This is a genomic window from Roseivivax lentus (assembly GCF_900156805.1).
GTDB classification, from domain to species: domain Bacteria; phylum Pseudomonadota; class Alphaproteobacteria; order Rhodobacterales; family Rhodobacteraceae; genus Roseivivax; species Roseivivax lentus.
Window position 1 is genome coordinate 513,179 of record NZ_FTOQ01000002.1, and the last position, 26,512, is coordinate 539,690.

Annotated in this window: 26 protein-coding genes; 12 read left to right on the top strand and 14 right to left on the bottom strand. The window is 67.4% G+C overall.

Annotated features, from left to right (window positions below; all coding sequences use genetic code 11):
• The first annotated feature begins 3 nt into the window (after positions 1–3).
• The 4 genes from nuoN (at position 4) to BW990_RS06140 (ending at position 4,858) form a co-directional block, all read left to right on the top strand.
• A complete protein-coding gene (gene nuoN / locus BW990_RS06125; RefSeq protein WP_076446024.1) occupies positions 4–1,446 on the top strand; it encodes an NADH-quinone oxidoreductase subunit NuoN in 1,443 nt (480 codons plus the stop codon).
• Between the two features lie 208 nt (positions 1,447–1,654).
• On the top strand, positions 1,655–2,401 hold the full coding sequence (locus BW990_RS06130; protein ID WP_076446026.1) for a biotin--[acetyl-CoA-carboxylase] ligase: 747 nt from the start codon (positions 1,655–1,657) through the stop codon (positions 2,399–2,401).
• 16 nt (positions 2,402–2,417) lie between these two features.
• A complete protein-coding gene (locus BW990_RS06135; protein ID WP_076446028.1) occupies positions 2,418–3,200 on the top strand; it encodes a type III pantothenate kinase in 783 nt (260 codons plus the stop codon).
• The gene (locus tag BW990_RS06140) at positions 3,197–4,858 is read left to right on the top strand and encodes a ribonuclease J (protein WP_076446030.1); all 1,662 of its coding nucleotides are present in this window, start codon (positions 3,197–3,199) and stop codon (positions 4,856–4,858) included. Before BW990_RS06135 ends, BW990_RS06140 begins: the two co-directional genes overlap by 4 nt.
• A 132-nt stretch (positions 4,859–4,990) precedes the next feature.
• On the opposite strand, the gene BW990_RS06145 is transcribed toward BW990_RS06140, so the two are convergent.
• The 4 genes from BW990_RS06145 to BW990_RS06160 form a co-directional block, all read right to left on the bottom strand.
• Positions 4,991–6,595: a DEAD/DEAH box helicase gene (locus tag BW990_RS06145; protein WP_076446032.1), complete on the bottom strand. Its 1,605-nt coding sequence runs from the start codon at positions 6,593–6,595 to the stop codon at positions 4,991–4,993.
• A gap of 143 nt (positions 6,596–6,738) precedes the next feature.
• Positions 6,739–7,704: a glycosyltransferase family 2 protein gene (locus BW990_RS06150; RefSeq protein WP_076446034.1), complete on the bottom strand. Its 966-nt coding sequence runs from the start codon at positions 7,702–7,704 to the stop codon at positions 6,739–6,741.
• Positions 7,701–9,473, bottom strand: coding sequence for a glycosyltransferase family 2 protein (locus BW990_RS20965; protein ID WP_083950490.1), 1,773 nt, complete (start codon positions 9,471–9,473; stop codon positions 7,701–7,703). Before BW990_RS20965 ends, BW990_RS06150 begins: the two co-directional genes overlap by 4 nt.
• An 85-nt stretch (positions 9,474–9,558) precedes the next feature.
• Complete coding sequence (locus tag BW990_RS06160; RefSeq protein ID WP_076446036.1) at positions 9,559–11,166, bottom strand: peptide chain release factor 3; 1,608 nt, start codon at positions 11,164–11,166, stop codon at positions 9,559–9,561.
• Positions 11,167–11,253: 87 nt separating this feature from the next.
• On the opposite strand from BW990_RS06160, the gene BW990_RS06165 reads away from it, so the two are divergent.
• Both BW990_RS06165 and BW990_RS06170 read left to right on the top strand, forming a co-directional pair.
• Entirely contained in the window at positions 11,254–11,508 is a 255-nt protein-coding gene (locus tag BW990_RS06165) for a DUF7218 family protein (protein ID WP_076446038.1), read from the top strand.
• A 76-nt stretch (positions 11,509–11,584) separates the two neighbouring features.
• Complete coding sequence (locus BW990_RS06170) at positions 11,585–11,959, top strand: nuclear transport factor 2 family protein (RefSeq protein WP_076446040.1); 375 nt, start codon at positions 11,585–11,587, stop codon at positions 11,957–11,959.
• Positions 11,960–12,059: 100 nt separating this feature from the next.
• On the opposite strand, the gene BW990_RS06175 is transcribed toward BW990_RS06170, so the two are convergent.
• Positions 12,060–13,076, bottom strand: coding sequence for a Hint domain-containing protein (locus BW990_RS06175; protein ID WP_076446042.1), 1,017 nt, complete (start codon positions 13,074–13,076; stop codon positions 12,060–12,062).
• Between the two features lie 125 nt (positions 13,077–13,201).
• On the opposite strand from BW990_RS06175, the gene BW990_RS06180 reads away from it, so the two are divergent.
• Together BW990_RS06180 and BW990_RS06185 are read left to right on the top strand one after the other, a co-directional pair.
• Positions 13,202–13,981: an SDR family oxidoreductase gene (locus BW990_RS06180; protein WP_076446044.1), complete on the top strand. Its 780-nt coding sequence runs from the start codon at positions 13,202–13,204 to the stop codon at positions 13,979–13,981.
• Complete coding sequence (locus tag BW990_RS06185) at positions 13,981–15,129, top strand: hypothetical protein (protein ID WP_076446046.1); 1,149 nt, start codon at positions 13,981–13,983, stop codon at positions 15,127–15,129. Before BW990_RS06180 ends, BW990_RS06185 begins: the two co-directional genes overlap by 1 nt.
• A 145-nt stretch (positions 15,130–15,274) precedes the next feature.
• Here the strand turns inward: BW990_RS06185 and BW990_RS06190 are convergent, their stop codons facing one another.
• The 7 genes from BW990_RS06190 to BW990_RS06215 all read right to left on the bottom strand — a co-directional run bounded on the left by BW990_RS06190 (position 15,275) and on the right by BW990_RS06215 (position 21,257).
• Positions 15,275–15,970, bottom strand: coding sequence for a M48 family metalloprotease (locus BW990_RS06190; protein ID WP_076446048.1), 696 nt, complete (start codon positions 15,968–15,970; stop codon positions 15,275–15,277).
• Positions 15,971–16,070: 100 nt separating this feature from the next.
• Positions 16,071–16,502, bottom strand: coding sequence for an OsmC family protein (locus tag BW990_RS06195; protein WP_327213922.1), 432 nt, complete (start codon positions 16,500–16,502; stop codon positions 16,071–16,073).
• A gap of 375 nt (positions 16,503–16,877) precedes the next feature.
• The gene (locus BW990_RS06200; RefSeq protein WP_076446052.1) at positions 16,878–18,062 is read right to left on the bottom strand and encodes a vWA domain-containing protein; all 1,185 of its coding nucleotides are present in this window, start codon (positions 18,060–18,062) and stop codon (positions 16,878–16,880) included.
• Between the two features lie 8 nt (positions 18,063–18,070).
• Positions 18,071–18,238, bottom strand: a complete 168-nt coding sequence (locus tag BW990_RS22055; protein WP_200798021.1) for a hypothetical protein — start codon at positions 18,236–18,238, stop codon at positions 18,071–18,073.
• Entirely contained in the window at positions 18,235–19,602 is a 1,368-nt protein-coding gene (locus BW990_RS06205) for a DUF2927 domain-containing protein (protein ID WP_076446054.1), read from the bottom strand. Before BW990_RS06205 ends, BW990_RS22055 begins: the two co-directional genes overlap by 4 nt.
• Positions 19,602–20,057 (bottom strand): GNAT family N-acetyltransferase, encoded by a 456-nt coding sequence (locus tag BW990_RS06210; protein ID WP_076446056.1) that lies wholly within the window; start codon positions 20,055–20,057, stop codon positions 19,602–19,604. Before BW990_RS06210 ends, BW990_RS06205 begins: the two co-directional genes overlap by 1 nt.
• A 354-nt stretch (positions 20,058–20,411) precedes the next feature.
• A complete protein-coding gene (locus BW990_RS06215) occupies positions 20,412–21,257 on the bottom strand; it encodes an AAA family ATPase (protein WP_076446058.1) in 846 nt (281 codons plus the stop codon).
• Positions 21,258–21,431: 174 nt separating this feature from the next.
• Here BW990_RS06215 and dksA point away from each other — a divergent pair, with 174 nt between their 5' ends.
• The 4 genes from dksA (at position 21,432) to BW990_RS06235 (ending at position 25,159) form a co-directional block, all read left to right on the top strand.
• The gene (gene dksA, locus BW990_RS06220; protein WP_076446060.1) at positions 21,432–21,854 is read left to right on the top strand and encodes an RNA polymerase-binding protein DksA; all 423 of its coding nucleotides are present in this window, start codon (positions 21,432–21,434) and stop codon (positions 21,852–21,854) included.
• Between the two features lie 87 nt (positions 21,855–21,941).
• Positions 21,942–23,135, top strand: a complete 1,194-nt coding sequence (locus tag BW990_RS06225) for an FAD-dependent monooxygenase (protein ID WP_076446062.1) — start codon at positions 21,942–21,944, stop codon at positions 23,133–23,135.
• Between the two features lie 69 nt (positions 23,136–23,204).
• Positions 23,205–24,173: an XdhC family protein gene (locus tag BW990_RS06230; RefSeq protein ID WP_076446064.1), complete on the top strand. Its 969-nt coding sequence runs from the start codon at positions 23,205–23,207 to the stop codon at positions 24,171–24,173.
• Positions 24,170–25,159 carry a molybdopterin-binding protein gene (locus tag BW990_RS06235; RefSeq protein ID WP_076446066.1) on the top strand — a complete coding sequence of 330 codons (990 nt, stop codon included), beginning with the start codon at positions 24,170–24,172 and terminating at the stop codon, positions 25,157–25,159. Before BW990_RS06230 ends, BW990_RS06235 begins: the two co-directional genes overlap by 4 nt.
• Before the next feature lie 51 nt (positions 25,160–25,210).
• Here BW990_RS06235 and BW990_RS06240 read toward each other — a convergent pair whose 3' ends face one another.
• Positions 25,211–25,633, bottom strand: coding sequence for a hypothetical protein (locus BW990_RS06240; RefSeq protein WP_076446068.1), 423 nt, complete (start codon positions 25,631–25,633; stop codon positions 25,211–25,213).
• Positions 25,634–25,801: 168 nt separating this feature from the next.
• Positions 25,802–26,386 carry a translation initiation factor IF-3 gene (gene infC, locus BW990_RS06245; RefSeq protein WP_076446385.1) on the bottom strand — a complete coding sequence of 195 codons (585 nt, stop codon included), beginning with the start codon at positions 26,384–26,386 and terminating at the stop codon, positions 25,802–25,804.
• Positions 26,387–26,512: the final 126 nt, after the last annotated feature.

The following is a 26,512-nucleotide window of genomic DNA, read 5'->3' on the forward strand; positions in this document are numbered from 1 at the left end:
GCCATGATCCAGTCAGACCTCGCCGTCATCCTGCCCGAGATCGTCATCGCGGTTTACGCGATGCTCGCCCTGATCGGGGCGGTCTATACCGCGAAGGACGGCCTTGCCTCGCTCCTCGTCTGGACCACGGCCGGCCTCTTCACGCTGGTCGCCCTGTGGATCGCCACGTCGGGCAGCACCACGACCGAGGCCTTCGGCGGCATGTTCATCAATGACGGCTTCGCGCGCTTCTCCAAGGTGATGATCCTGATCTCCGCCGCCGCCGTGCTGGTGATGAGCCAGGAATACATGGCGCGCCGCGGCATCCTGCGCTTCGAATACCCGATCCTGATCGCGCTCTCGGCCGTGGGCATGATGATGATGGTCTCCGCGGGCGACCTCATGTCGCTCTATATGGGCCTCGAGCTGCAATCCCTGGCGCTTTACGTCGTGGCCTCGCTGCGCCGCGACAGCGCCATCTCGACCGAGGCCGGGCTCAAGTATTTCGTCCTCGGCGCGCTGTCCTCGGGCCTGCTGCTCTATGGCGCGTCGCTGACCTACGGCTTTGCGGGCACGACGCTCTTCTCGGGCATCATCGAGGCCGCGGGCGAGGGGCAGGCGTCGCTCGGGCTTCTCTTCGGCCTCGTGTTCATGGCCGCGGGCCTCGCCTTCAAGGTCTCCGCCGTGCCGTTCCATATGTGGACGCCCGATGTCTACGAAGGCTCGCCCACGCCGGTCACTGCCTTCTTCGCCACGGCCCCCAAGGTCGCGGCCATGGCGATGTTCGCGCGGCTGATGTTCGAGGCCTTCGGCGGCGTTGTCGGCGACTGGCAGCAGGTCGTCGCCATGCTCTCGGTGCTGTCGATGTTCCTCGGGGCCGTCGCCGCGATCGGCCAGACCAACATCAAGCGGCTGATGGCCTATTCGTCCATTGCCCATATGGGCTACGCGCTGATGGGCCTTGCCGCGGGCACGCAGTTCGGCGTGCAGGCGCTGCTCATCTACATGGCGATCTACGTCACCATGAATGTCGGCACCTTCGCCTTCATCCTGTCGATGGAGCGGGACGGCCAGCCGGTGACCGATATCGCGTCGCTCAACATGTTCTCCAAGGTCGAGCCGGGCCGGGCGCTGGCGATGCTGGTGCTCTTGTTCTCGCTGGCGGGCGTGCCGCCGCTGGTGGGCTTCTTCGGCAAGCTCTACGTGCTGCGCGCGGCCTATGAGGGCGGGCTCGCCTGGCTCGCCATCGCGGGTGTGATCGCCTCGGTGATCGGTGCGTTCTACTACCTGCGCATCGTCTTCTTCATGTATTTCGGCGAGGAGCGCGACGACACGCTCGATGCCGGGACCTCGCCGGTGCTCTACGGTTTTCTGTCGCTCTCGGCCATCGCGATGGTGGTCGGTGTCATCAACCTCTTCGGGATCGAAGGGGCAGCGGCGGCGGCGGCGGCGACGCTGGTGCCGTGATCCCGGCTTTTCCGCTTGATCCAATTGTGACGCGGCCCCCTGGGCCGCGTCGCTGGTTTGGTGGGGTCGCATCGGCCAAGGCCGCCGCGACCAGCGCCAGCCCGGCGCGCCAAAGGCGCGCCGATGGGGTTTGGCGCAGCATCGGTGCGACGGGGCCGGCTGGCGGCGGCTGCCAGGTCGCCCTGGGTCCGCGGTTTGGGGTCGCCCTATGACCTTCCCTGCGGGCTACGACCGCGTCATCCTGCCCGAGACCGACAGCACCAATGCCGAAGCGCTGCGCCGGGCGGGCACGCTGGCGGGTCCGGCCTGGATCATGGCCCACCGCCAGACCGCCGCGCGGGGCCGACGGGGCCGTGCCTGGGCAGGCCCGGACGGGAATTTCGCGGCCACGCTCCTTCTTCACCCGTCCGAGCCCGCAGACATCGTCGCCCTGCGCTCCTTCGTCGCCGCCCTCGCGCTGCACGATACCTGCGTGACGCTGACCGGACGGACCGAGGCCTTCGCGCTGAAATGGCCCAATGACGTGCTGCTGAACGGTGGCAAGCTCGCGGGGATCCTGCTGGAAAGCACCGGATCCGGGGGCAGGGTCGCCGCCCTCGCCATCGGGATCGGGGTCAACCTGCGCGCCGCCCCCGATCCGGCCGCGCTCGAGGAGGGCGCGCTGGCCCCCGTGGCGCTCCTGCCCGAGACCGGCGCGGATATCCCGCCGGAGGAGTTCCTCGACCATCTCGCCGCCGCCTATGCCGCCCGCGAAGCCGATTTCACCACCCATGGATTCGGCCCCATCCGGCAGGCCTGGCTCGCCCGCGCGGCCCGGATCGGCCAGCCCATCACCGCCCGCACGCCCCGGGCCGAGACGCGCGGGATCTTCGAGACGGTGGACGCCACCGGCAATCTTGTCCTAAAGACGCCCGAAGGGCGCGTGTCCATCGCCGCCGCCGATGTGTTTTTCTGAAAGGGGGGGACGCGCCATGCTGCTCGCCGTGGATTGCGGGAATACCAATACCGTTTTCTCGATCTGGAACGGGACGGAGTTCATCGCCACCTGGCGCACCTCGACCGAGACGCAACGCACGGCGGACCAGTATTACGTCTGGCTGTCCACGCTGATGTCGCTGCAGAAGGTCGATGCGCAGATCACCGACATGATCATTTCGTCGACCGTGCCGCGCGTCGTGTTCAACCTGCGGGTCCTGGCGGATCGCTATTTCAACACCCGGCCCCTGGTCGTGGGCAGGCCTGATTGCGCGCTGCCCATCGACGTGCGCGTCGATGCGGGCACCGCTGTCGGCCCCGACCGCCTTGTAAATTCGGTCGCGGGCTACGATCTCTATGGGGGTGACCTGATCGTCGTGGATTTCGGCACCGCCACCACCTTCGACGTGGTGGACACCGACGGGGCTTATGTGGGGGGCGTGATCGCCCCCGGTGTGAACCTGTCGCTGCAGGCCTTGCACGAAGCCGCCGCCGCCCTTCCGCACGTGGATATCTCGCGCCCGCAGACGGTTGTCGGCACCAATACCGTCGCATGCATGCAATCGGGCATCTTCTACGGCTATGTCGGGGTCATCCGCGAGGTCTGCGCGCGCATCAAGGCCGAACGCGCGCGGCCCATGAAGATCATCGCCACCGGCGGGCTCGCGCCGTTGTTCCAACAGGCCGAAGAGCTATTTGACGACTGGAAAGACGAACTCACGATGCACGGACTGACCGTGATCCATCTGTACAACAAAACCGAAAGACACCCTGAATGAGTGGTAAACGATTGATCTACCTCGCGCTGGGAGGCGCGGGTGAAATTGGCATGAATTGCTATGTCTACGGCTACGGGGAGCCCGACAAGGAGCGCCTCATCGTCGTCGATCTGGGCGTGACCTTCCCCGATATGGACGGCTCGCCGGGGGTCGATCTGATCTTCCCCGACATCACCTGGCTGAAGGAGCGCCGCGACCGGATCGAGGCGATCTTCATCACCCATGCCCACGAGGACCATGTGGGCGCGCTGGCGCATTTCTGGGAAGATCTCGGCGCGCCGGTCTATGCGCGCGCCTTCACCGCAAATATAGCGCGGCGCAAGATGGACGAGAAGGGCTTCAGCGCCGATACCGTGAAGGTCCGCGAACCCTGGCCCGAAACCCAGAAGGCCGGGCCTTTCGACGTGGGCTTCGCGCCCATTTCGCACTCGATCCCGGAAAGCTCCGGCCTCGTGATCGACACGCCCCTGGGCCGCGTCGTGCATACCGGCGACTTCAAGATCGACGCGACGCCCGTGGTGGGCGAGGCCTTCGACCGCGCGATGTGGGACGAGATCGCCGAGGGCGGCGTGAAGGCACTGATCTGCGATTCGACCAATGTCTTCTCCGAGCATGAAGGCCGCTCCGAAGCGACGGTGGGCCCCGAGATCGAGAAACTCCTGCTCGATGCCAAGGGTATGGTCGTCGCGACCACCTTCGCCTCCAACGTCGCGCGTCTGAAGACGCTGGCCGAGGCGGGCGAACGCGCGGGCCGCTCCATCGTGCTGATGGGCCGGGCGATGCAGCGCATGGTCGAGGCCGCGGTCGAAACCGGCGTGCTGACCGGCTTCCCCTCGGTCGTGCCGATCGAGAACGCCGCGGATGTGCCGCGCGAGAACCTGATGCTGATCGTCACCGGCAGCCAGGGCGAACGCCGCGCGGCCTCCGCGCAGCTCGCCCGCGGCAAGCATTTCGGGATCGAGGTGAAGGACGGCGATCTGTTCCTGTTCTCCTCCAAGACCATCCCCGGCAACGAACGCGGCGTGATCCGCATCATGAACCAGTTCTCCGAGAAGGGCGTCGACGTGATCGACGACAGCTCGGGCCGCTACCACGTCTCGGGCCACGCCAACCGTCCCGACCTTCTCGCGATGCACGACATCATCAAGCCGAACGTCGTCGTGCCGATGCATGGCGAACACCGCCACCTGCGCACCCATGCCGCGCTGGCCTCCTCGAAGGGCCGCAAGGGCGTGCTGTCGCCGAACGGCACGATGGTGGACCTGATCGAGGGCAAGCCCTGCGACTTCGTCGAAACCGGCCGCACCTATCTCGACGGCTCGGTGCAGATCGGTGCGCTGGACGGGGTGGTGCGCGACCGCATCCGCATGGCGCTCAACGGGCATGTCACCGTGACGCTGGTGATCGACGAGGACGACACGCCCCTGGGCGAGCCCTGGTGCGACACGATGGGCCTGCCCGAGACGGGCCGCAGCCGTCAGCCGCTGGCTGCAACGCTGGAAGAGGAGCTTGGCCAGTTCGTCGAACGCGCCAAGGCCAAGGTCCTGGCCGATGACGACGCCCTCGAAGAGGGTCTGCGCCGCGCGGTCCGCAACGCGGCACAGAACGAGATCGGCAAGAAGCCCGAGGTCACGGTGGTCATCAGCCGCCTGAGCTGAGCGACCGCTGCCCGGCCCCGGGGCGAAGCCGGGGTCCGGGGCGGGGCCTTTCCGCCCCAGCACAGCAAAAAGGCCGCCCGAGGGCGGCCTTTCGCATGTCCGGTATCCGGGTCGGCCCGGGCGCGGCGGGGATCAGCCCGCCTTGCGCTCCTCGAAGCTCATCGCGATGAAGGTGGGCATGTGGTCGCCCATGCCGACGACCTTGTTGTCGTCGCGCCCGCCGCGTCCGCCACCGCCGCGCTTGCCGCGATTGTCGTCACCGCCGCGATTGCCGCGGCTGCTGTCGGCGTCGCGATTGCCGCGATTGTCGTCACCACCCCGGTTGCCACGATTGCTGTCCGCATCGCGCTTGCCGCGGTTGCTGTCGGCATCGCGGCGCGTCCGCGCGGGCTGCTCGTCCTGCGGTGCGGCCGCGTCCTTCTGGGGGGCGGGCTCCGCCGCGGCCTCGGGGGCGGGCGCCGTCTCGGGCGCGGCCTGCGACGGCGCGTCGTCGTCCTTCTTCCGGCGCGACCGCGAACGGCTGCGCTTGGGCTTCGCCTCGGTCTCGGGCGCCGCGTCGGGCGCGGACTCCTCGTCCGGGGTCGTGTCGCCCAGCGGGTTGACGAGTTTCGGGATCGGCTTGTCGATCAGCCGCTCCACATCCTCGAGGTTCTTTTCGTCCCGCGGGATGCACAGGGTGATCGCCTTGCCGTCACGCCCCGCGCGGCCCGTGCGTCCAATGCGGTGCACGTAATCCTCCGCATGGCTCGGCACGTCGTAGTTGAAGACATGGCTCACCGAAGGCACGTCGAGGCCGCGCGCGGCCACGTCCGAGGCCACGAGGATCTTCAACTCGCCGTTGCGGAACCCATCGAGCGTCCGCGTGCGCACCGACTGCTCCAGATCGCCATGGATCGGAGCCGCGTCGTAGCCGTATTTCTTGAGCGATTTCGCGACGATATCCACGTCCACCTTGCGGTTGCAGAAGATGATCGCATTGGTCAGCGACTCGCCCTCGGCATCCACCAGCGCGCGCAGCGCCTTGCGCTTTTCGCTGTCGGTGCGGTCGCGGCGCGTGGGTTTCAGCATCAGCACGCCCTGCGCGATCGTCTCCGACGCGGTGGCCTGGCGCGCCACCTCGATCCGGGCCGGGTTCGACAGGAAGGTGTTGGTGATCCGCTCGATCTCGGCGGCCATGGTGGCCGAGAAGAACAGCGTCTGGCGCGTGAACGGCGTGAGCGAGAAGATCCGCTCGATATCCGGGATGAAACCCATGTCGAGCATGCGGTCGGCTTCGTCCACCACCATGATCTCGATGCCGGTCAGCAAAAGCTTGCCGCGCTCGAAATGGTCCAGAAGCCGGCCCGGCGTGGCGATCAGCACGTCGACGCCCTTGTCGATGAGCTGGTCCTGCTCCTTGAAGGACACGCCGCCGATCAGCAGCGCCTTCGTGAGCTTCACATGCTTGGAATAGGTCTCGAAGTTCTCCGCCACCTGCGCGGCCAGTTCGCGCGTGGGGCAAAGCACGAGGCTGCGCGGCATGCGCGCCCGGGCACGGCCGCGGGCGAGCTTGGTGATCATCGGCAGCGTGAAGGACGCGGTTTTGCCGGTGCCCGTCTGGGCGATGCCGAGGACGTCGCGGCCCTCGAGCGCGGGCGGAATGGCGCCCGCCTGGATCGGCGTCGGGGTTTCGTACCCGGCTTCGATAACGGCTTTCAGCACCTTGGGGCCGAGATTCAGGTCGGTAAATTTGGTCATGTGTATCCGATGTTCACGGACACGTTCCGGCCCGTGCGTCTGCATCTGTCCGGCCGAACGCTGGGCCGGGGCGCGAAGACCTCTCCGCGCGGCGTGAGGCCTCATAGCCGAAAGGGGGTCAGCCGTCAATCTAACCCTTGTCTTCAAAGGATTTGTCGCGCCATTTGGCCGACGCAGTGAGGAAAGTGGCGCGCCACGCGGGAGGGCAGGTCCATATCGCGGCGATAAAGCAGCCCCTCCCGCTCGAGAGCCCCGAGAAGCGCGGGCGTGCCGGTCGCGACGTCCTCGTAGAATTGCCGGAGCGCCGCCCGGCCACCCTCCGCCTCGATCTGCCGGAAGAGGTCGTGCAGCTTCAGCGCCCCGGGCGCGCGGCCCTGCGGATTGAGCCCGTCGCGATACGACCCGTGGGCCAGCCGGAACCGGTAGGCGGCCTCGAACGCCTCCCACGAGGCGGCGTGGAAATGCCCCAGGCGCACCGTGTCGAGCGTGGCCTGACCCGGGTTCTGTTCACCGTCGAGGATCACGTTATGGATGCGAATCTGCAAACCCTTGGTCCCTGCGCGAAAAAAGAGCTTGCCCGCGACATGGCTGAGAAATCCACCCGACAGATGCTGCGCCCAGGCCCCGAAGATACGCGATGCGGCTGCCTGCCGGGTGGGCTGATCAAGATGAAACGCCTTGAAATACGTGATTTTATCCGAGCCCTCCGGGGTGGCCAGCGCCTCCACCGGCCGCATCCGCGCGCAAAGCGCCGCATCGGGCAAAGCGGCGAGGGCGGCCCCGATATCGCCCTCGGGCAGTAGGAATTCGTCGACGTCGATGTGGGCCAGCCAATCGAGGTCCGTCTTGCGATTATTGGCGTGCCGGGCATTGCGGCACTGGCGGTTCTGATGCGCGTCGGGGCGCCCGCCCTTCTTCGCCCAATAGGCGGCGTCGGTTTCGGTGACGGTGATCCGGGGATGCCCGGACAGCGCCTCGCGCGCGGCGGGATCGCCGTCATCGAGATAGAGAAAAAGTTGCGACGCGCCGAGGTCGAGATGCCAGGCCGCGAAGTCCAGCAGGCGCGGCAGCGGCGCCTTGACCGTCGCCACGATGCCCCATCGCGTCACGCCGCGCGCCCCCGGAAGACCCGCGCCACTGCCCCGTCGAGGTCGAGCGGCCACTCCACCAGCATCCCGTGGGCTGCGAGCTTCTGCCGCAGTTCGGGCGTGTCGCGACAGACCTCGTCGAAGAAGGTCCGCAGGCCGGCCTCGCCCTCCTCGGCCTCGAGATAGGTCAGGATGTCGGCCACGCCGAGCTTGCCGGGCCGCTCGCTCTGCTTGGCGTAGGAGCCGACGCTGCGGCGGAACGGCAGGTGATGCAGGAACGCCTCCCAGCTCGGCGCGTGCAGATGCGCCAGAAGGCAGCCAGCGAGCGGCGCCCGGTTCGAGACATCCGCGCCGCGATATTTCAGCGTGTGTATGCCGAGCCGCGCATCGGGAATGCCGGTACGGGCGAAGACCTTGCCGGTCGCGTGGCTCAGGAACCCGCCGGTCAGGTGCATGCCGAAGGTCGGATAGACGTCCTGGATGCTCGCCTTGCGGATCCCTGCCGCGGTGTGGGTCATCTTGAAGGCCGCGGGCGTCGTGCCCGGTTCGGTCGCCAGCGCCTCGACCGGCGTGAGATGCGCCAGCGCCTTGTCCGGGGGCACCTCCGCAAGGAGCGCGGCCAAGGGTCTGTCGGGCAACAGGAATTCGTCCACATCGATATGCGCGATCCAGTCGAGACTCTCGGCCTGCCGGCGCATCGTCCGGGTCGCGTTGAACACCTGGCGCAACTGGTGCGCGCTCATCCGCTCCTTGCCCGCGGCGCGCCAATAGCTGTCGTCGCAGGTGGTGATCCGCAGGCGCGGATCGTCGCCGAGCGCGCGGATCGCCTCGGGATTGGGCGCGTCGAGATAGAGATGCAGCTCATGCGCGCCGAGCTCGAGATGATGCGCGGCAAAGCGCAGGATATCGGCGCTGTCGGCCCGGACGGTCGCGACGATGCCCCAGCGCGGCGCCGTGGCGGAAGGCCGCGCGGCGCGGGCCGGGACGGGGGCGACATTCTTCTTGCGGCTCTTCTTGGGCGCGTCCGCATCCTTGCGCCGGGCTTTGCGGGCCTTCATCACCTGCAACCGCCGGAAGATCGTCGCCGGGTCCTCGATCAGTGCCTCGATGAGGTTCCGGGCAAGGGGGCGGATCACCGGGGCGGCGTCGGCTTCCTGCCAGAGCCGGCCCAGCATGTTGACGTCGAGCCCGCCGGAGCCCAGCGCATAGGCGTCCATCTGCATCGGCAGCGGGGCCTTGACCTTGTCGTCGAGGGCGAAAGCCGCCTCGGGCGGACGGCCGGAAAAGAGCCGCTCGGTTTCGTAGAGTTTCATCGCGCCGAAAAGGGTCGACAAGGCAAGCCCGACCGCGCGTTCCTCGGCCCCCGCGCCGTGATCGCCGAAGGTCGTCACCGCCGAGACCTGCCAGCGCGCATCGAGTGCCGCGAGCAGGAAGTCGGCCTCCTCGGCCCAGAGCCTGCGGAACAGCGCCGGCGCGTGATCCGGCCAGGCGCGCTTGCGCAGATGCGCGACCAGAAGCCCGTGCAGGCAGGCCAGTTCGCTCTTGCCGGTGAATTCCTGCCGCAGCGCAAAGCGCTTGCGATGATAGGAGGAGCGGAAGGGCGGTTGCTCGGCGGGATCGTCCGCGGGGTTCGGAACAATGGCTTTCTTCAGGGCCTTCAGGTCGATGTCGAGCGGCGGCAGACCCTCGCCCTCGGCATGGGACAACGGCTCGCGCCGACCCTCCATCTGGGTCAGGACGGCGTCGATCCCGCCGGGGTAACTGGGCGATTTGGAAGTGCGCGCGGCCATGGCCGAAGCGTGGCGCAGCTTCGCGGCCAGAACAAGGCTGCAACGGGCAAATCCGGCGGCGATTGCCGCGATTTCGAGCGAAGGCTCAGACCATCATTTCCTTGGTCGCCGACAGGGTGATGTCGGGATAGTCGCGCACCACGCGATCGATGTCCCATTGCAGCCGCGTGAGGTAGACGATGTCGCCGTCATTGTCCTCCGCGATGTGCTGCTTGTTGGCGTTCACGAAGGCCTCGACCGCCTTCTGCGACCCGTGCACCCAGCGCGCGGAGGTGAATTGCGACGCCTCGAAGCGCACCGGCAGGCCGTATTCCATCTCGATCCGGCTGCCCAGAACCTCGAATTGCAGCTGGCCGACCACGCCCACGATGAAGCCCGAGCCGTAAGTCGGCTTGAACACCTTCGCCGCGCCTTCCTCGGCGAATTGCATCAGCGCCTTTTCGAGGTGCTTGGCCTTCATCGGATCGCCGGCCCGGGCCGATTGCAGCAATTCGGGTGCAAAGGACGGGATGCCGGTGACCTTCAGGATCTCGCCCTCGGTCAGGGTGTCGCCGATCCGCAGCTGGCCGTGATTGGGAATGCCGATGATGTCGCCCGCCCAGGCTTCCTCCGCCAGTTCGCGGTCCGAGGCCAGGAACAGCACCGGGTTCGAAATCGCCATCGGTTTTTTGGAGCGCACATGGGTCAGCTTCATTCCGCGTTCGAAATGGCCCGAGGACAGGCGCAGGAAGGCCACGCGGTCGCGATGCTTGGGGTCCATGTTGGCCTGCACCTTGAAGACGAAGCCCGCGACCTTTTCCTCCTCGGGCGCGATCTGGCGCGGCTCGGCGGAGGTGGGCTGCGGTTCGGGAGCGAGGCGGCCGATGCCATCCATCAACTCCTTCACGCCGAAGGAATTGATCGCGGATCCGAACCAGATCGGCGTCATGTGCCCCTCGAGCACCGCCCGCGGGTCGAGCGTGGGCAGCAATTCGCGGGCCATCTCGATCTCTTCGCGCAGCTGGCCCAGCAGGTTCTCGGGCACGTGCTTGGCAAGCTCAGGATCGTCGAGCCCCGAGATCTGCACGCTTTCGGCGACCTTGTTGCGGTCGGCGCGGTCCATGATCTCCAGCCGGTCGTTCAGCATATCATAGGCGCCGATGAAATCGCGCCCCATCCCGATCGGCCAGGAAGCGGGCGTCACGTCGATCGCGAGGTTTTCCTGGATTTCGTCGATGATCTCGAAGACATCCCGGCTTTCGCGGTCCATCTTGTTGCAGAAGGTCAGGATCGGCAGGTCGCGCAGGCGACAGACCTCGAAGAGCTTCCGGGTCTGCGATTCCACGCCCTTGGCGCCGTCGATGACCATGATCGCGGCATCGACCGCGGTCAGTGTGCGGTACGTGTCCTCGGAGAAATCCGAGTGGCCGGGGGTGTCCACGAGGTTGAAGCGGAAATTGCCGTAATCGAAGGACATCGCCGAGGCCGAGACGGAAATGCCCCGATCCTTTTCCATCTGCATGAAATCCGACCGCGTGCGCCGCGCCTCGCCCTTGGCGCGCACCTGTCCCGCCATCTGGATCGCCCCGCCGAAGAGCAGGAATTTCTCCGTCAGCGTGGTCTTGCCCGCATCGGGATGCGAGATGATGGCAAAGGTCCGCCGCCGCGCGATTTCGGCGGGCAGGGCGGGGCGGTTCTGAGGGATGTCCAACATGGATCGCGTCATAGAAGCGGGGGGCGGTCTTGGCAAGGAACCGAAGCCCGCGACCTGCCGTTGAGCTTCTTTGAGAGAAAACGCGCCATGGCCCGCCCAAGCATCAAGAACGAAAAGCTGTACGACGATCTGCGCGATGACGGCATGTCGAAGGAAAAGGCGGCCCGGATCGCCAATGCCAATGCCAACGACGCGATGAATCCGTCCGAAAAAGGGGGCAAGCAGCCGCCATATGAGGACTGGACCAAGGATGAGCTGTACTCCCGTGCGCAGGAGATCGGCATCGACGGCCGATCGGACATGACCAAGGATGAGCTGATCGCCGCCCTGCGCGACCACTGATTCCGATTTTCGTTCCCGAATCCTCCTACTTGGGGTAGTGTGAACATTACGTGAACATTGAACCCGAGGATTTGTCATGACCCTGATTGAAGTTGCCAATGCGCTTGTCGCCGGCTGCCGGGAAGGCCGCGAGCGCGAAAACCTCGAAACGCTCTATGCCGAGGACGCGGTCTCCGTGGAAGCGATGGCCATGCCCGGACAGGACAGCGCCGAAATTCATGGCCGCGACGGCATTCGCGGCAAGCACGATTGGTGGGACAGCGCCATGGAGATGCATTCCGCCGAGATCGAAGGCCCGTACCTGCACGGCGACGACCGGTTTGCGGTCTGTTTCAAGGTGGATGCAACCGACAAGGCCAGCGGCGAGCGCAGCCTGATGGAGGAGGTGGCGATCTACCACGTGAAGGACGGCCGCATCGTGCGCGAGGAATTCTTCTATAACATGCCGTGATGCGCCGTGGTCTTGCGTGAATGGACGCACGCATGGACTTCAAAACGAAAAGCTTTGCGGCTACGCCATGCAATTGCCGCAAAGCTTGCGCGATTTTGCCTTATCCGCCCGACGATTTCCGCAGGACCGAGGCCGCGTCGAGATGCGCGAGGATCTCCTCGCCGACCTCCAGTTCGCTATGTCCGCTGCGGCGGTGATCGCGTTGCAACTGGCCCAGAACGGTCGCCATCTCCGACGGCAATATGGCCCGCGTCCGCGAATCCACGAGCATCGATTCCGCTGCGATTCCCTCGGCATAGATGATTTCGTGCTGATCGAAGAGCATCTGGTAATAATCGACGAAGCCGCCCGACAAGCGCCGGATCGTATCGCCGTTCACGAGGTGCCGCGCGCGCACCAGCACCTCCGCCCGACCGGTCCCGAGCGCATCTTCGCGCTGGTAGATGAACAGCCGGTGATCGGGGCTGACCACCAGATCGTTCGTGTTGTTGAGCGCGCCGGCGCGGATCTGCACCGGTGCAAAGCCGCCCGTGGCGCGGGTGGTGCGCTGCCCGATCCAGCGCACGGCCTGCGGCCCGTCGTCCCGGGTCAGCACCCGGTCGCCGACCTGCAGCTCTTCCACCGGGCATTGCGCGCCGGAAGCCAGGGTGATGAGCGTGCCGCGGGTGAACGAGACGCAGGCCAGCTGCGCGAATCGCGCCAGCACGCCCTCGGTGTCGATGCCCACGAGCGCGTAATCGAGCCGCGGTGTCAGCGGCGCGAGCGGCAGCAGGTAAAGCTCCTGCGCCAGCCCCTCCGCGTCGGTCTCCACAAGGATGATCGCCTCATGGGTCTGCCCGTCGCCCGACATCAGCGTGATCGCGCAATCGAGATGCAGATCCGCCCCGGCCCGGCCCAGCTCGGACCCGGCGACGATGGAGAACGGCGCATCGGCGCGCGCCAGCACGCGCAGCTGCACCTCCGCCGCGACCGGCGACAGACGGTAGAGGTCGTCCAGCATCAACTCGTCCGCGAAACTGACCGGATCGCCGAGATTGGCCCCGTTCACCACGCGGAAATGCTCGGCGCGGTAAACGCCGAGGGTCTGGGTCGAACGAGGGGGCACGCTGGTATTCATCGCTTCGGTCTCGTATCGAAGTCGGGAACGGATGGCATCATTTTTCGCAGAATGTCGCGCGAATATGGCATGACAAGGCCGCAGGACAGGTCTTTTGTCGACCGGCGCGACGGGGGAGACGCAGGATGGATTTGGGAATTCGCGGCAAACGGGCGCTGGTGACGGCGGCCTCGAAAGGGCTCGGACGCGGCTGTGCCGAGGCGCTGGCCGAGGCCGGGGTGGACCTCGTGATCAATGCCCGCGGCGCGGAAGCGCTGGAGCAGACCGCGGCCGAGATCCGCGCCGCGCACGGCGTCGAGGTGACCGCGATCGCCGCCGACATCGTAAGCGATGCGGGCCGCGCCGCGGTGCTGGAAGCGGCGGGCGCAGTCGATATCCTCGTGACCAATGCCGGCGGGCCGCCGCCGGGGATCTGGTCTGACTGGGACCGCGCGGATTTCATTGCGGCGCTCGATGCCAACATGCTCACCCCCATCGCGCTGATGCAGGCCTGCCTGCCGGGCATGATGGAGCGGGGCTGGGGCCGGGTGGTCAACATCACCTCGCAATCGGTCAAGGCGCCCATCGCCGTGCTCGGCCTGTCCAACGCGGCGCGCACCGGGCTCACGGGCTTCGTGGCGGGCACCGCCCGGCAGGTCGCGCCGCAGGGCGTCACGATCAACAACCTGCTGCCCGGCGCCCATGACACCGACCGGATCGACGCGATGGACCGCGCCGCCTCCGAAAGCCAGGGCAAGAGCATCGCGGAGGTCCGCGCGGCCAAGTTCCAGACCATTCCCGCGCGCCGCTACGGCACCGCGGCGGAGTTCGGCGCGGCCTGCGCGTTCCTCTGCTCGCAGCATGCAGGCTATATCGTCGGGCAGAACATCCTGCTCGATGGCGGCGGCATCAACGCCACGCTCTGATGGCGCGGGGGCCGGACGGCAAGGGCGGCGGGGCGGGGTTCTCGCTGTCCGACCAACTCTTCAACGCGCGCACGATCGGGCAGCTGGCGCGCGAATATGCCGCGCTGCCGGGTTTCGACGCCCCCCGATTTGAGGCCGAGGCCTTGGGCGGCCTGCCCGGGCGCGGCCTTCTGGAGCGGCTCGACTGGATTGCGACCTGCATCGAGGCGCAGCTGCCGCGCGACTTTCCCACCATGGCCGCGGCGCTGGAGGCGGCGATGCCGCCGCCGCTCGATCCCGCCCGAACCGACAACGATTTCGGCCAGTTCATCCACGCGGTGCCCGGCATTCTCGCGGTGCGCCACGGGCTCGAGACGCATCGCGACCGCGCGCTCGACCTCATCCACGCCGCAACCCGGCGCTTCTCCATGGAATTCTACATCCGGCCCTTCCTGAACCGCTGGCCGGAGGAGACGCTGGCCCGCCTCGCGCTCTGGGCCGAGGACGAGAATTACCATGTCCGCCGCCTCGTCTCCGAAGGCACCCGCCCGCGGCTGCCCTGGGCCGCGAACGTGACCCTGCCGCCGGGGCGCGCGCTGCCGCTGCTCGACAAGCTGCACGCCGATCCGACGCGCTACGTGACGCGCTCGGTGGCCAATCACCTCAACGATCTGACCCGCCACGACCTGGAGGCGGTCCTGCGCCACCTCTCGGCCTGGCGCGCATTGGGGCAGCAATCCCCGCGCGAGCTCGACTGGATGACCCGCCACGCGCTGCGCACGGCGCTCAAGACGGGCGCGCCTGGTGCGCTGCGCCACTTGGGCTTCGATCCCGACCTGCCGCTGTCGGCAAGGCTCGACCTCGCGCCCTGTCCGGTGGCGATCGGCACGGCCCTGCAGATCACGGCCGAGATCGCGCCCGCGGAGGACGGCAAGCTCCTGGTCGATTACCGCATCCTCTTCCACCGTCCGGGCGGACGACGCGGCGAGAAGGTGTTCAAGCTTGGCCAAGCGCAGGCCCAGGCCGGGACCGAGCTGCGCTTTCAGCGCAACCACAACCTGAAGCGGGCGGCGACCACCTTTACCTGGCATCCCAGTCCGCACCGGCTGATCCTGCAGGTCAATGGCCGCGACGTGGCCGAACAGCGCTTCGAGGTGGTGGCGCCCTGACCCGCCACCGGCGACAGCCGCCCCGAACGGGCCTGGGGCCCGGCGCGCCGCCCCCCTGCGCTTGCCTCTTTCCAAATACCGCCGGGGGTGAATGCGCGCCCCGGCGCGCAGAGGGGGCTGGCCCCCTTGGGCTCCGCCGCCCCCCTCACTCCGCCGGGGCGGTGCCCCAGCGCGTCTCCAGCGCCTCGAGCGCGGCGATGCGTTCCTCGGTCTTCGGGTGGCTCATGAGCCAGGCCGGCACTGCGCCCGCGCGCGCGCCGGTCAGCTCCTCAAGCTTGCGGAACAGCGATTTCTGCGGCCCGATCCCGATTCCGGCCTTGGCCAGAAGTGCCGCCGCATAGGCATCCGCCTCGAACTCGTCCGAACGCGAAAGCCGCGCGGCCAGGAGCGAGGCCAGGAGGTTTGCGATCCAGACGCCGACACCCGGAATGATCCGCCCGAGGATCAGCGCCAGCGCCGTGCGCAGCGCGTTCTGCCCGGAGAAATCGATCATCCGGCGCCGGGAATGACCCAGCGCCACGTGGCCCAGCTCATGGGCGATGACCGAGGCCATTTCCTCGCCCGACACCTCGCCCTGCTGGTATTTCCGATAGAAACCGCGGGTGATGAAGATGCGCCCGTCCGGCGCGGCAAGGCCGTTCACCGGGTCTATCTCGTAGATATGCACCTTGATCCGCGGCACGTCGAGCGCCTTGGCGAGCCGCGCAAGGATGTCGCGCAGCCTCGGATCGGCAAGCTCGGTGGAGCGCTGGTCGAGCTCCTTCGCCGTCCGCCACGCCGAGAAGCGGTACATGACGAGGCCGTAGAGCAGGGCGAGCAGGATCGGTGTGAATTTCAGCATGGGTCTAATATGGGGCCACGGGGCGCAAAGAAAAAGCGCCCGGGGACCATGCCCCGGGCGCCCATGATGTCGCAGCCCGGAAAGGACCTGCGCGTGGGCGTCAGACCAGTGCTGCGTCCATCGTGATCTCGGCGGTGCCGCCCTTGTAGAGCTTGGAGATCGGGCAGCCTTCCTTGGCGGCGTTGGCGGCCTCCATGAACTTGGCCTCGTCGAGGCCCGGCACGCTCGCCTTCACCTCGAGATGGACCTTGGTGACGGAAAAGCCGTCGCCGTCCTTTTCGAGGCTGACCGTCGCCTTGGTGTCGATCGCGTCGGCGGTGGCGTCGTGCTGGCCGAGGATCATCGACAGTGCCATCGAGTAGCAGGCCGCGTGGGCCGCGCCGACGAGCTCTTCGGGGTTCGAGCCGGGCTCGTCCTCGAAGCGGGTGTTGAAGCCGTAGGGCGTGTTGTCGAGCACGGTCGATTCGGTCGAGACCTGACCTTTGCCGGTCTGCAGATCGCCTGCCCAATGCGCGGTTCCGAATTTCTTGATCGCCATGATGTCCTCCGTTCGTTTCTTGGTCGGGTGCAGGATCAACGCGGCAGGCCGAGGGGCGGTTCCGTGGTCCGGCGAAGATCGGATCGACGGCCTTCGGCCGCCGATCCGCTGGGGGCGCTGCCCCCAGACCCCCGGAGGTATTTCCGGTCCGATCGTGAGGGGGCGTCCGGGCTGGCGGGACATGGGGTTCGCGGACCCTTGGGGATCTTCTTGCGGCGATCTGCGGCGGCACCGTCATCCGGAGCCAAGGCGCGTTCGGCGCGCTTTCCGGATGAATCCCGGCTGCGATGCCGGGCGTCTCGCGAAGCGCCCCCGGGGCCGGTCGGGCCATCCCCGGAGCGGCGCTTCGCGTGGCGGGCTCTGGCCCGGTCAGCGCGCCAGCGCGCGCATGCCGCGGTCGATTCCGTCGAGCGTCATCGGCACCATGCGGTCCTCGAAGATCTCGCGGATCATCCCGATCGACTGGGTATAGGCCCAGTATTTCTCGGGCACCGGGTTGATCCAGAGGTGATCGGGCCATTGATCCCGCGCCCGCTGCAGCCAGGTCTGGCCAGCTTCGGCGTTCCAGTGCTCGTTGGCCCCGCCCGGGATCGCCACCTCGTAGGGGCTCATCGAGGCATCGCCCACGAAGATGCACTTGTAGTCCGAGCCGTAGGTGCGCAGCACCTCGTGGGTCGGCGTCTGCTGGTCCCAGCGCCTGCGATTGTCGCGCCAGACGCCTTCGTAGAGGCAGTTGTGGAAATAGTAATGTTCGAGATGCTTGAACTCCGCGCGGGCCGCCGAGAAGAGCTCCTCGACGACCTTGACGTGATCGTCCATCGACCCGCCCACGTCGAGAAACAGCAGCACCTTCACCGCGTTGCGCCGCTCGGGCCGGGTCTTGACGTCGAGCCAGCCATGCTCGGCGGTGGCGCGGATCGTGCCGGGCAGGTCCAGCTCCTCGGCCGCGCCGTCGCGCGCCCATTTCCGGAGCCGCTTCAGCGCCACCTTGATGTTGCGGGTGCCGATCTCGATGCTGTCGTCGTATTCGCGGAACTCGCGTTTGTCCCAGACCTTCACCGCGCGGCGATGGCGGCTTTCGTTCTGGCCGATGCGCACGCCTTCGGGGTTGTAGCCATAGGCGCCGAAGGGCGAGGTGCCGCCTGTGCCGATCCACTTGCTGCCGCCCTCGTGCCGGCCCTGCTGATCCTTCAGTCGCTCGCGCAGCGTCTCCATCAGCTTGCCGAAGCCACCCAGCGCCTCGATCTCGGCCATTTCCTCGGGCGAGAGATGCTTTTCGGACATCTTCCTGAGCCAGTCTTCGGGCAGGTCCACCGCTTCCAGCATCTCCTCGAAGGAGATCGCCTCGAGCCCCGAGAAGGCCGCCGCGAAGGCGCGGTCGAAGCGGTCGATATGCCGCTCGTCCTTCACCATGGCGCTGCGGGCGAGGTAGTAGAAGCCCTCCGGATCATAGGTGGCAAGGCCCGCGCGCATGGCCTCGAGGAAGGTCAGGTATTCCCGGAGCGAGACCGGCACGCCTGCATCGCGGAGCTTTTCGAAGAACGGGACGAACATGCCCCCTCTTACACCAAGGCCTTCTCGAGGACGATGGTCGCGATCAGGCCCAGAAGCGCGCCGATGATGGCGAAGATCGTGGCATATTGCGCGATGTCGAGCCGGTTGCCCTTTCTGCGCCGGGCCGAGAGGCCGCCCCAGAGTGCCCCGATTAACGCGCTGGCCAATACGATCATAAACGCCCGATCCTTCCCTTCAGCGGGTTCAACGCTTCGATCTCGCGCAGCTTGGCGCGGACCGCGTAATCCGAGCCGAAGCCGTATCGCGCCCAACCGAGGCTGTCCAGACGCACCTCGCGGGCTTCCGCGGCGCGGCCGGACAGGTCCAGCGCCTCGGCGCGCAGCATGAGAAGCGTGGCGAGCAGGGCCGCGTTCTCATGCCGCGCGGCCACGTCGATCTGCGGTGCCAGCACGGCGAGCGCCTGCTCGGGCCGGTTGCGCGCGATCGCGTGGGCGGCCAGCTGCGAGGCGACATAGGCGCGGTGCAGGCTGGTGCGGGGGGAGGCGGCGAAATAGCGGTCCGCCGCCTGGAAGTGTTGCAGGGCCGCGTCGATATCCTCGGACTGGGTGATGCGGCCCATGGCGTAATGCGCAAAGCCGCGCCGGTGATCCTGCCAGCCCATCGCGGTGGCGATCTGCAGCGCCTGCCGGGCCGCGGATTTGCGGTCCTTGGTGCCCGGCCCGAGGGCCGCCTGCACCGATTGCACGAAGGCGCGCGGGGTGGCGGCGAGCTGCGCTGTGGGCCGCGACGCGCCCGCCGGGTTGAGCCGGGCGAGGATCGCGGGCAGGCGGCTCGCCACCGCGCCCTGGGTCATGCCCGAGCGCAGTTCGGGGTCGTAATAGGCCCGCAGGATCAGCATGTCGAAGCCGGTCAGCACGGTGTGCACGTTGTCGTCGTTGAAGACCGAATCGGGCAGCCGGTAAAGATCGTTGAGCGGCCCCAGCGCCTGCGCCAGTTCCTCGTGCAGGCAATCGCGCACTTCCTGCGGGCTGGCATCGCCGGGCAGGAAGACCGCGACGCGGTCGCGCCGTGTCATGTTGGACCAGTTGATCTGCGCGGTGCGCCGCACCCGGCCGTATTCGGCCAGCGACGACACGTTCGGAACCACGAAACAGGCCGCCTGCGGCAGGTAGCGGCGGATCTCGGCGCGCGGCACCGCCTCGATCGTCACATGGGCCGGGCCCGACTGGTCGCGCGCCACGTCGATCCGCGCCTCGCTGCGCAGCCGGTAGAGCACCTGGTCGAGATCGGAATAGAGCGAGGCGGGCGGCTGCCCGGTGACCCGCACGTTGATCGGCCCCTCGAAACGGGTGAAGCGTTCAAGCTCGCGGCCCGATTCGAGGCTGAACGAGAGCGCCAGGAAATCCCGCGCGATCTCGCGGTTGGAGGCCTGCGCGGGCAGCGGGCGCGGCACCTGGAAACGTTTCATCGGCGGCAGGCTGCTTTCGCTGATGATCGCGGCCCGGGTCGTGGTATCGGGCTCCGCAGCCGGCACGCAGGCGCTCAGGAGAAGACAGAACGGTACGATGAAACGGTGCATCAGGCCCTCTGGTATTTGATGAATGGGGTCTGGATGCCGATCCGGTCGTAGAGCGTTCGGGCGGTCGTGTTGAAATCCTGCGTCAACCAATAGACCGATCCCGCGCCATGCGCGTCGGCGGCGGCATAGACCGCCTCGATCAGCGCCCGTCCGACGCCCTGTCCCCGGATCTCCGGCGCGGCATAGAGGTCCTGCAGGTAGCAGACCTCCTCGATGCGCCAGGCATGGCGGTGAAACAGGTAATGCGTCAGCCCGACGGGCCGCCCGTCCGCGCAGGCCAGGAGCGCGTTGAAATCGCGCGGGTCGTCGCCCAACAGGCGCGCGAAGGTCGTGTCGTAGACCGGCGCGGGCACCGCGGTCTCGTAAAATCCGAGATATGCGGTCCAGAGCGCCTGCCAGGCGTCACGGTCTTCAGGCGCCAGCGGACGCACGGAGATGGCCTTGCGGGAAAGCATCGGTCGAGGTCTGCCTGATCGTTCCAGATGCGGTCAACATCCGGGGTGTTTTTGTCCGTAGTTGGAACACTATAGGGCGAAACCGCGATTTCTGGAGACGATATGGCAACAACCCTGCAGATTGCGCGGAAATGCTGCGTGTGCCTGTCGAAATTCAATAATATCAATGTCCTGCGAGGTGCAGTTCAGCAACAGCATTAACTTCGGGGCGGGTGGTTTGCCCGCGCTTTCGCGCCGCGCGGCGGCCTTCCCCGGACGAGCCGCGCCCGGGGGAGCGGAAAAGCGCCTCAGATTCGTCTCAAAGTTTAGGTGATTCTGCGCAGCGCCTTTACCGGGCCCCGGTCGGCGCGAACGTCACCGCCCCTGCTGCCGCCGCGCCATGAAGGCCAGCCGCTCGAAGAGGTGCACGTCCTGTTCGTTCTTCAGAAGCGCCCCGTGCAGCTTCGGCAGCGCATCGGCCCCGTCGCGCTTGAGGTCCGCCGGGTCCAGATCCTCGGCCAGCAGCAGCTTCAGCCAATCCAGCACCTCCGAGGTCGAGGGCTTCTTCTTCAGCCCCGGCTGTTCGCGGATCTCGTAGAACTGCGTCAGCGCCTCGGTCAGAAGCTGCGGCTTGATGCCCGGGTGATGCACCTCGACGATGCGGCGCAGCACCTCGGGTTCGGGGAACCGGATGTAATGAAAAAAGCAGCGGCGCAGGAAGGCGTCGGGCAGCTCTTTCTCGTTGTTCGAGGTGATGATGACGATGGGCCGGTGCGTGGCACGGATGGTCTCGCCGGTCTCGTAGACGTAGAATTCCATCCGGTCGAGTTCCTGCAGAAGATCGTTCGGAAACTCGATATCGGCCTTGTCCACCTCGTCGATCAACAGCACCACGCGGCGGTCGGCGGTGAAGGCCTCCCAGAGCTTGCCGCGGCGGATGTAGTTGCGCACGTCGTTGACCCGCTCGTCGCCGAGCTGGCTGTCGCGCAGGCGGCTGACCGCGTCGTATTCGTAAAGACCCTGCTGCGCCTTGGTGGTGGACTTGATCGACCATTCGATCATGTCGGTGCCCAAGGCCTGCGCCACCTGGCGCGCCAGCTCGGTCTTGCCGGTGCCGGGCTCGCCCTTGACCAGAAGCGGGCGCTCCAGCGTCACGGCGGCGTTCACCGCCATGGTCAGATCGTCGGTGGCGACGTAGGCTTCGGTTCCTTCGAACTTCATCGGACGCTCTTCTCCCCTTGGCCCGTGCGACGCTCCGACAGCGGAATTTTCCGTTCCGCCGGGCCACTTGTGTAGTGACACCGCGTCAGCCTTGGGCTATTCGGCTCCGCGCAGGGGTGCCAGATTATCAGGGGAATTGCCATGGCTGATGTCGGTACGATTGAGGGAGCGACCATGAAACCAGAATCCTTTCTTCCAGACGATTACCGTCCGTCCGACGACGAAGAATTCATGTCCGAGCGACAGCTCGAATATTTCCGCCGCAAGCTGATCACCTGGAAGCAGGACCTGCTGGCCGATACGCGCGACACGCTCGAGGGGCTGCAGGACGGCACCCGCAACATCCCCGACGTGACCGACCGCGCCAGCGAAGAGACCGATCGCGCGATCGAGCTGCGCACCCGCGACCGCCAGCGCAAGCTCGTCGCCAAGATCGAGGCCGCGCTGCGCCGGATCGAGGATGGCGAATACGGCTATTGCGAAAAGACCGGCGAGCCGATCTCGCTCAAGCGGCTCGACGCGCGCCCCATCGCCACCATGACGCTCGAGGCGCAGGAGCGGCACGAGCGGCGCGAGAAGGTGCATCGCGACGACTGAGCGCGGCATCTCGCGACATCGAGGGGCGCCGGACCGCGAGGTCGGGCGCCTTTTTCATGCCCGAACCGACCTGCGATTGAGAGGACCATGGCGCTTCACGACCTGAGCATAGCGGTGATCGGCGGCGGCATCGGCGGGCTCGCGGCGGCCACGGCGCTGGCCCGGCACGGCGCGCGGGTCACGCTTTTCGAACAGGCCGACGCCATCCGCGAGGTGGGCGCGGGCCTGCAGCTCTCGCCCAACGGGCTGAAGGTGATGGCGGCACTCGGCCTCGAGGCGGGGCTCGGCTCCGCGCCGCGCGCCTCGGCGGTCTCCTTGCGGGATTACCGCGCGGGCCGCGAGGTGCTGCGCCTCGATCTCGCCCGGCTCGGGCCGGGGATGAATTACCGCTTCGTGCACCGCGCCGATCTCATCGACCTGCTGGCCGGTGCCGCGCGCGCGGCGGGCGTCACGCTGCGGCTGTCGCACAAGGTGCGCCGCGTCACGCCCGGCGCGCCCGCGCGCATCGAGATGGCGAATGAGACCGGGGATCAGACCGGGGATGAGACGGTCTCGGCCAATCTCGTGATCGGCGCTGACGGCCTGCACTCGGTTGTGCGCACGGTGCTCAACGGCGATGTGCCCGCGCGCTTCACCGGCCAGGTCGCGTGGCGCGCCGTGGTGCCCAATGTCGTGGATCATCCGCCCGAGGCGCGGGTGCATATGGGCCCGCACCGCCACGTCGTCAGCTACCCCCTGCGCGACAGCGCCTTCGTCAACCTCGTCGCCGTGCAGGAGCGCGCCGACTGGGCCGAAGAGGGCTGGTCACAGACCGATGAGGGGGACAACCTCCGCGCCGCCTTGGCCGATTTCGGCGGCGACACCGCCCGGCTTCTGGCCGCCGCCGAGCGTCCGGGCCTCTGGGGCCTCTTCCGCCATCCGGTGGCGGCGCGCTGGTGGGGCGAGGGGCTGGCGCTCTTGGGGGATGCCGCCCATCCGACCCTGCCGTTCCTCGCGCAGGGCGCCAACCTCGCGCTCGAGGATGCCTGGGAGCTCGCCGATGCGCTGGCCCGGGCGGATCGCCTCGAGGCAGGGCTCGCGGCCTACCAGGCGCGCCGCGCCGACCGCGCCGCGAAGGTCATCGCGGCGGCCAACGGCAATGCGTGGAAATACCACCTCGCGCGTCCGGGTCTGCGCGATGCGGCGCATTTCGCGCTGGCGCTCGGCGGACGGGTCGCGCCGGGGCTGATGCTGCGCCAATTCGACTGGCTCTACCGCTACGATCCGACCTTGCCGCGCTAGCCCCCACCTTTTGCGCAGGCGACAGCGCGCATATCTCGGGATAGACAGGCCGCAAGGAGGAGACCCGCCATGGACCGTTTCGACCCGATCCCCGAAACCGCGCTCGACTGGCACCGCGCGGGCGAGGGCGCCTGCCTCGCCACCGTGATCGAGACCTGGGGCTCGGCGCCCCGCCGCACCGGATCGCAGCTGGCGATTTCGGGGCAGGGCCGCATCGAGGGCTCGGTCTCGGGCGGCTGCGTCGAGGGCGCGGTCATCGTCGAGGCCATCGAGGCGCTCGAGGCCGGCGAGGCGCGGGAGCTCGAATTCGGCGTCTCGGACCAGGACGCCTTTGCCGTGGGGCTCGCTTGCGGCGGCACCATCCGCGTGCTGATCGAGCCCGTGGGCACGGTCCTGCCCGAGGCGCTGCTGGCCGATCTGGTCGCGGCCCGCGCCGCGCGGCGGCCCGCGGCCTACGTGGTCGACCTCGAGACCGGGACGCGCAGGCTCGACACCGATGGCCATGCGGAGCGCTTCCGCATGGACCGCTCGGGCTTCGAGGAGGGCACGCGCACCTTCGTCACCATCCACAACCCGCCCCTGCGCCTTGTCGTCGTGGGCGCGGTGCATATCGCCCAGGCGCTCCTGCCCATGGCGCGGATCGCGGGCTACGACCCGGTGCTGATCGACCCGCGCGAGACCTTCGGCTCCGAAACGCGCTTTCCCGGCGAGACGATCCTGCACGACTGGCCCGACGAGGCGGTGGAGAAGGCCGGGCTCGACAGCCGCACGGCGCTGGTGCTGCTGACCCACGATCCCAAGCTCGACGATCCGGCGCTGCTGCGCGCGCTCCGCTCCGATTGCTTCTATATCGGCGCGCTGGGCTCCTCGCGGACGCACGCCAAGCGCGTGGACCGGCTGCAGGAGGCGGGCTTTTCCGAGGCCGAGATCGCCCGGATACACGGCCCCATCGGCCTCGATATCGGCGCCGCCGGTCCCGCCGAGATCGCCGTGTCGGTCATCGCCGAGATGACGCAGGTGCTGAGACAGCGGTCGTGAAATTCGGACCTCTCCCCCTGTCCGAGGCCCGGGGCGCGATCCTCGCGCATTCGGTGGCCCTGCCCGAGGGGCGGCTTCGCAAGGGCTCGGTGATCGGGACGGCGGAGCTCGCCGCGCTCGAGGCCGCTGGCATCCCCGAAGTGGTCGCGGCCCGGCTCGAGCCCGGCGATCTGGGGGAGGACGAGGCCGCCGCGCGTCTCGCGCGCGCCCTGGTGCCCGAGGGCGAGACGGGCCTGCGCATCGGACGCGCCGCGACGGGCCGGGCCAATATCTTCGCCGAAGGGCCGGGACTCGCGCGGATCGACGCGGCCCGCATCGGCGCGCTGAACGCCGTGCATCCGATGATCACCGTCGCCACCGTGCCGCCCTATCAGCGCATGGCCGAAAGGGGCATGGTCGCCACCGTCAAGATCATCGCCTACGGCGTGCCCGAAGAGGCGCTGGCCCGTGCGGCAGCGGCGGGCGCGGGCGCGCTCGGCTTTCACGCCCCGGTTCTGAGCCGCGCGGAGCTGATCCAGACCCGCACCGACATCCCCGTCAACACCGCCAAGGGTCAGGCCGCCATCGCCGAGCGGCTGTCGCGGCTCGGCGTCGATCTGGCCCCCGAACATGTCGTGCCGCACGAGATCGACGCGCTCTCCGCGGCGCTGGCCGCGTCCGAGGCCGAAGCGCTCTTCATCCTGACGGGTTCGGCCACGTCGGACCTGCACGACACCGCGCCCGAGGCCCTGCGCCGCGCGGGCGGGCAGGTGGCGCATTACGGCATGCCGGTCGATCCGGGGAACCTGCTGTTTCTCGGCACGCTCGGCGCGAAACCGGTGGTCGGCCTGCCGGGCTGCGCCCGCTCGCCCGCGCTCAACGGGGCCGATTGGGTGATGGAGCGGCTGTTATGCGGCGTGCCCGTCACCCCCGCCGACATCGCCGGGATGGGCGTCGGGGGCCTCCTGAAGGAGATCCCCCAGCGCGGCCGCCCGCGCGAGGCTTGAGCCCTCGCCGGCCGGTTCGCGCCAATGCGCGCGACCAGCCGCTCGCTCCTACTAACGGGCGGCCTCGGACACGATGGATAGCCAAATGATCAGGACTGCGATCGGAACCGCCAGCGTCAGGACCCGGCCAAGCTGAGCGATGAAGTCGGCCCGCTGGGACACAAGGTCGCGAAGTTCGGCGTTCTTTTCCGTCAAGGTGACGATCTTGTCTCTGAACTCGCCCGCTCTCTCGAAGGATGCAAGGATCATCAGAATGCTGGACAGGCAAATCAGTATGGCAACGATAGGAATTTCAGGAAATAGGAGGCTGCCACGGAAGCTTTCTATCTGGCCGTTCGCACGATTTGCGCTGAGCGCTAAAGCGCCGAACAGAAAGGATTGCGATGTGATGAACCATCCCACCCTTTGCGAAATGAGATTGGCCTCGTAAGTGATCTCGTTTCTGAACTCTTTGAACTTTTCGAAGTCGGTCATCTCGGGCGCTCGAAGCCTTGTGAAATCAATGCAACCGGGTGGTATGATAACTCGGCACGCGCGATTGCGAATAGAATGCCACGCGGCACCCGTCGCAAATGCGATCTATTACAAACGAAAAAGGGCGCCACATGGGGCGCCCATCTCATCTCGTGGATTTGGAAAGCCCTACTTCACCGGGCCGACCATCATGATCATCTGACGGCCTTCCATCTTCGGCATGTTCTCGACCTTGCCGACTTCCTTCACGTCCTCGGCCACCCGTTCGAGCAATTCGCGCCCGAGGTTCTGGTGCGCCATTTCGCGGCCGCGGAAGCGCAGGGTGACCTTCACCTTGTCGCCCTTCTCGAGGAACTTGAAGACATTCTTCATCTTCACGTCGTAGTCGTGCACGTCCGTGTTAGGACGGAACTTCACTTCCTTGACCTCGATGGTCTTCTGCTTCTTGCGGGCCTCGGCTTCGCGCTTCTGCTGTTCGTACTTGAACTTGCCGAAATCCATGATCTTGCACACGGGCGGCGAGGCGTTGGGCGATATCTCCACGAGGTCGAGACCGGCCTGCTCCGCAAGCTCCCGTCCGCGTTCGGGGGTGACGACCCCGATGTTTTCTCCTTCGGCTCCGATCAAACGGATTTCCGCGACGCGGATACGGTCGTTGACGCGGGGGCCGGTGTCGCGGGTGGGCGGCGCGTTGTGAGGTCTGCGGGCTATGGGAACGTTCCTTGAGTGATGAAGATTTCGAGGCCAAAAAATAGGCTTCTCGGGCCGGTGATTCAAGCGCTTAAACGCAAGGCCCGCGGGAAATCACGCGGCGGGCAGGCCGCGCGCGGCCCGGACGTTCCCGCGCGCGCCGCAGGGGCTGTCCGACGGGTCCAGCGG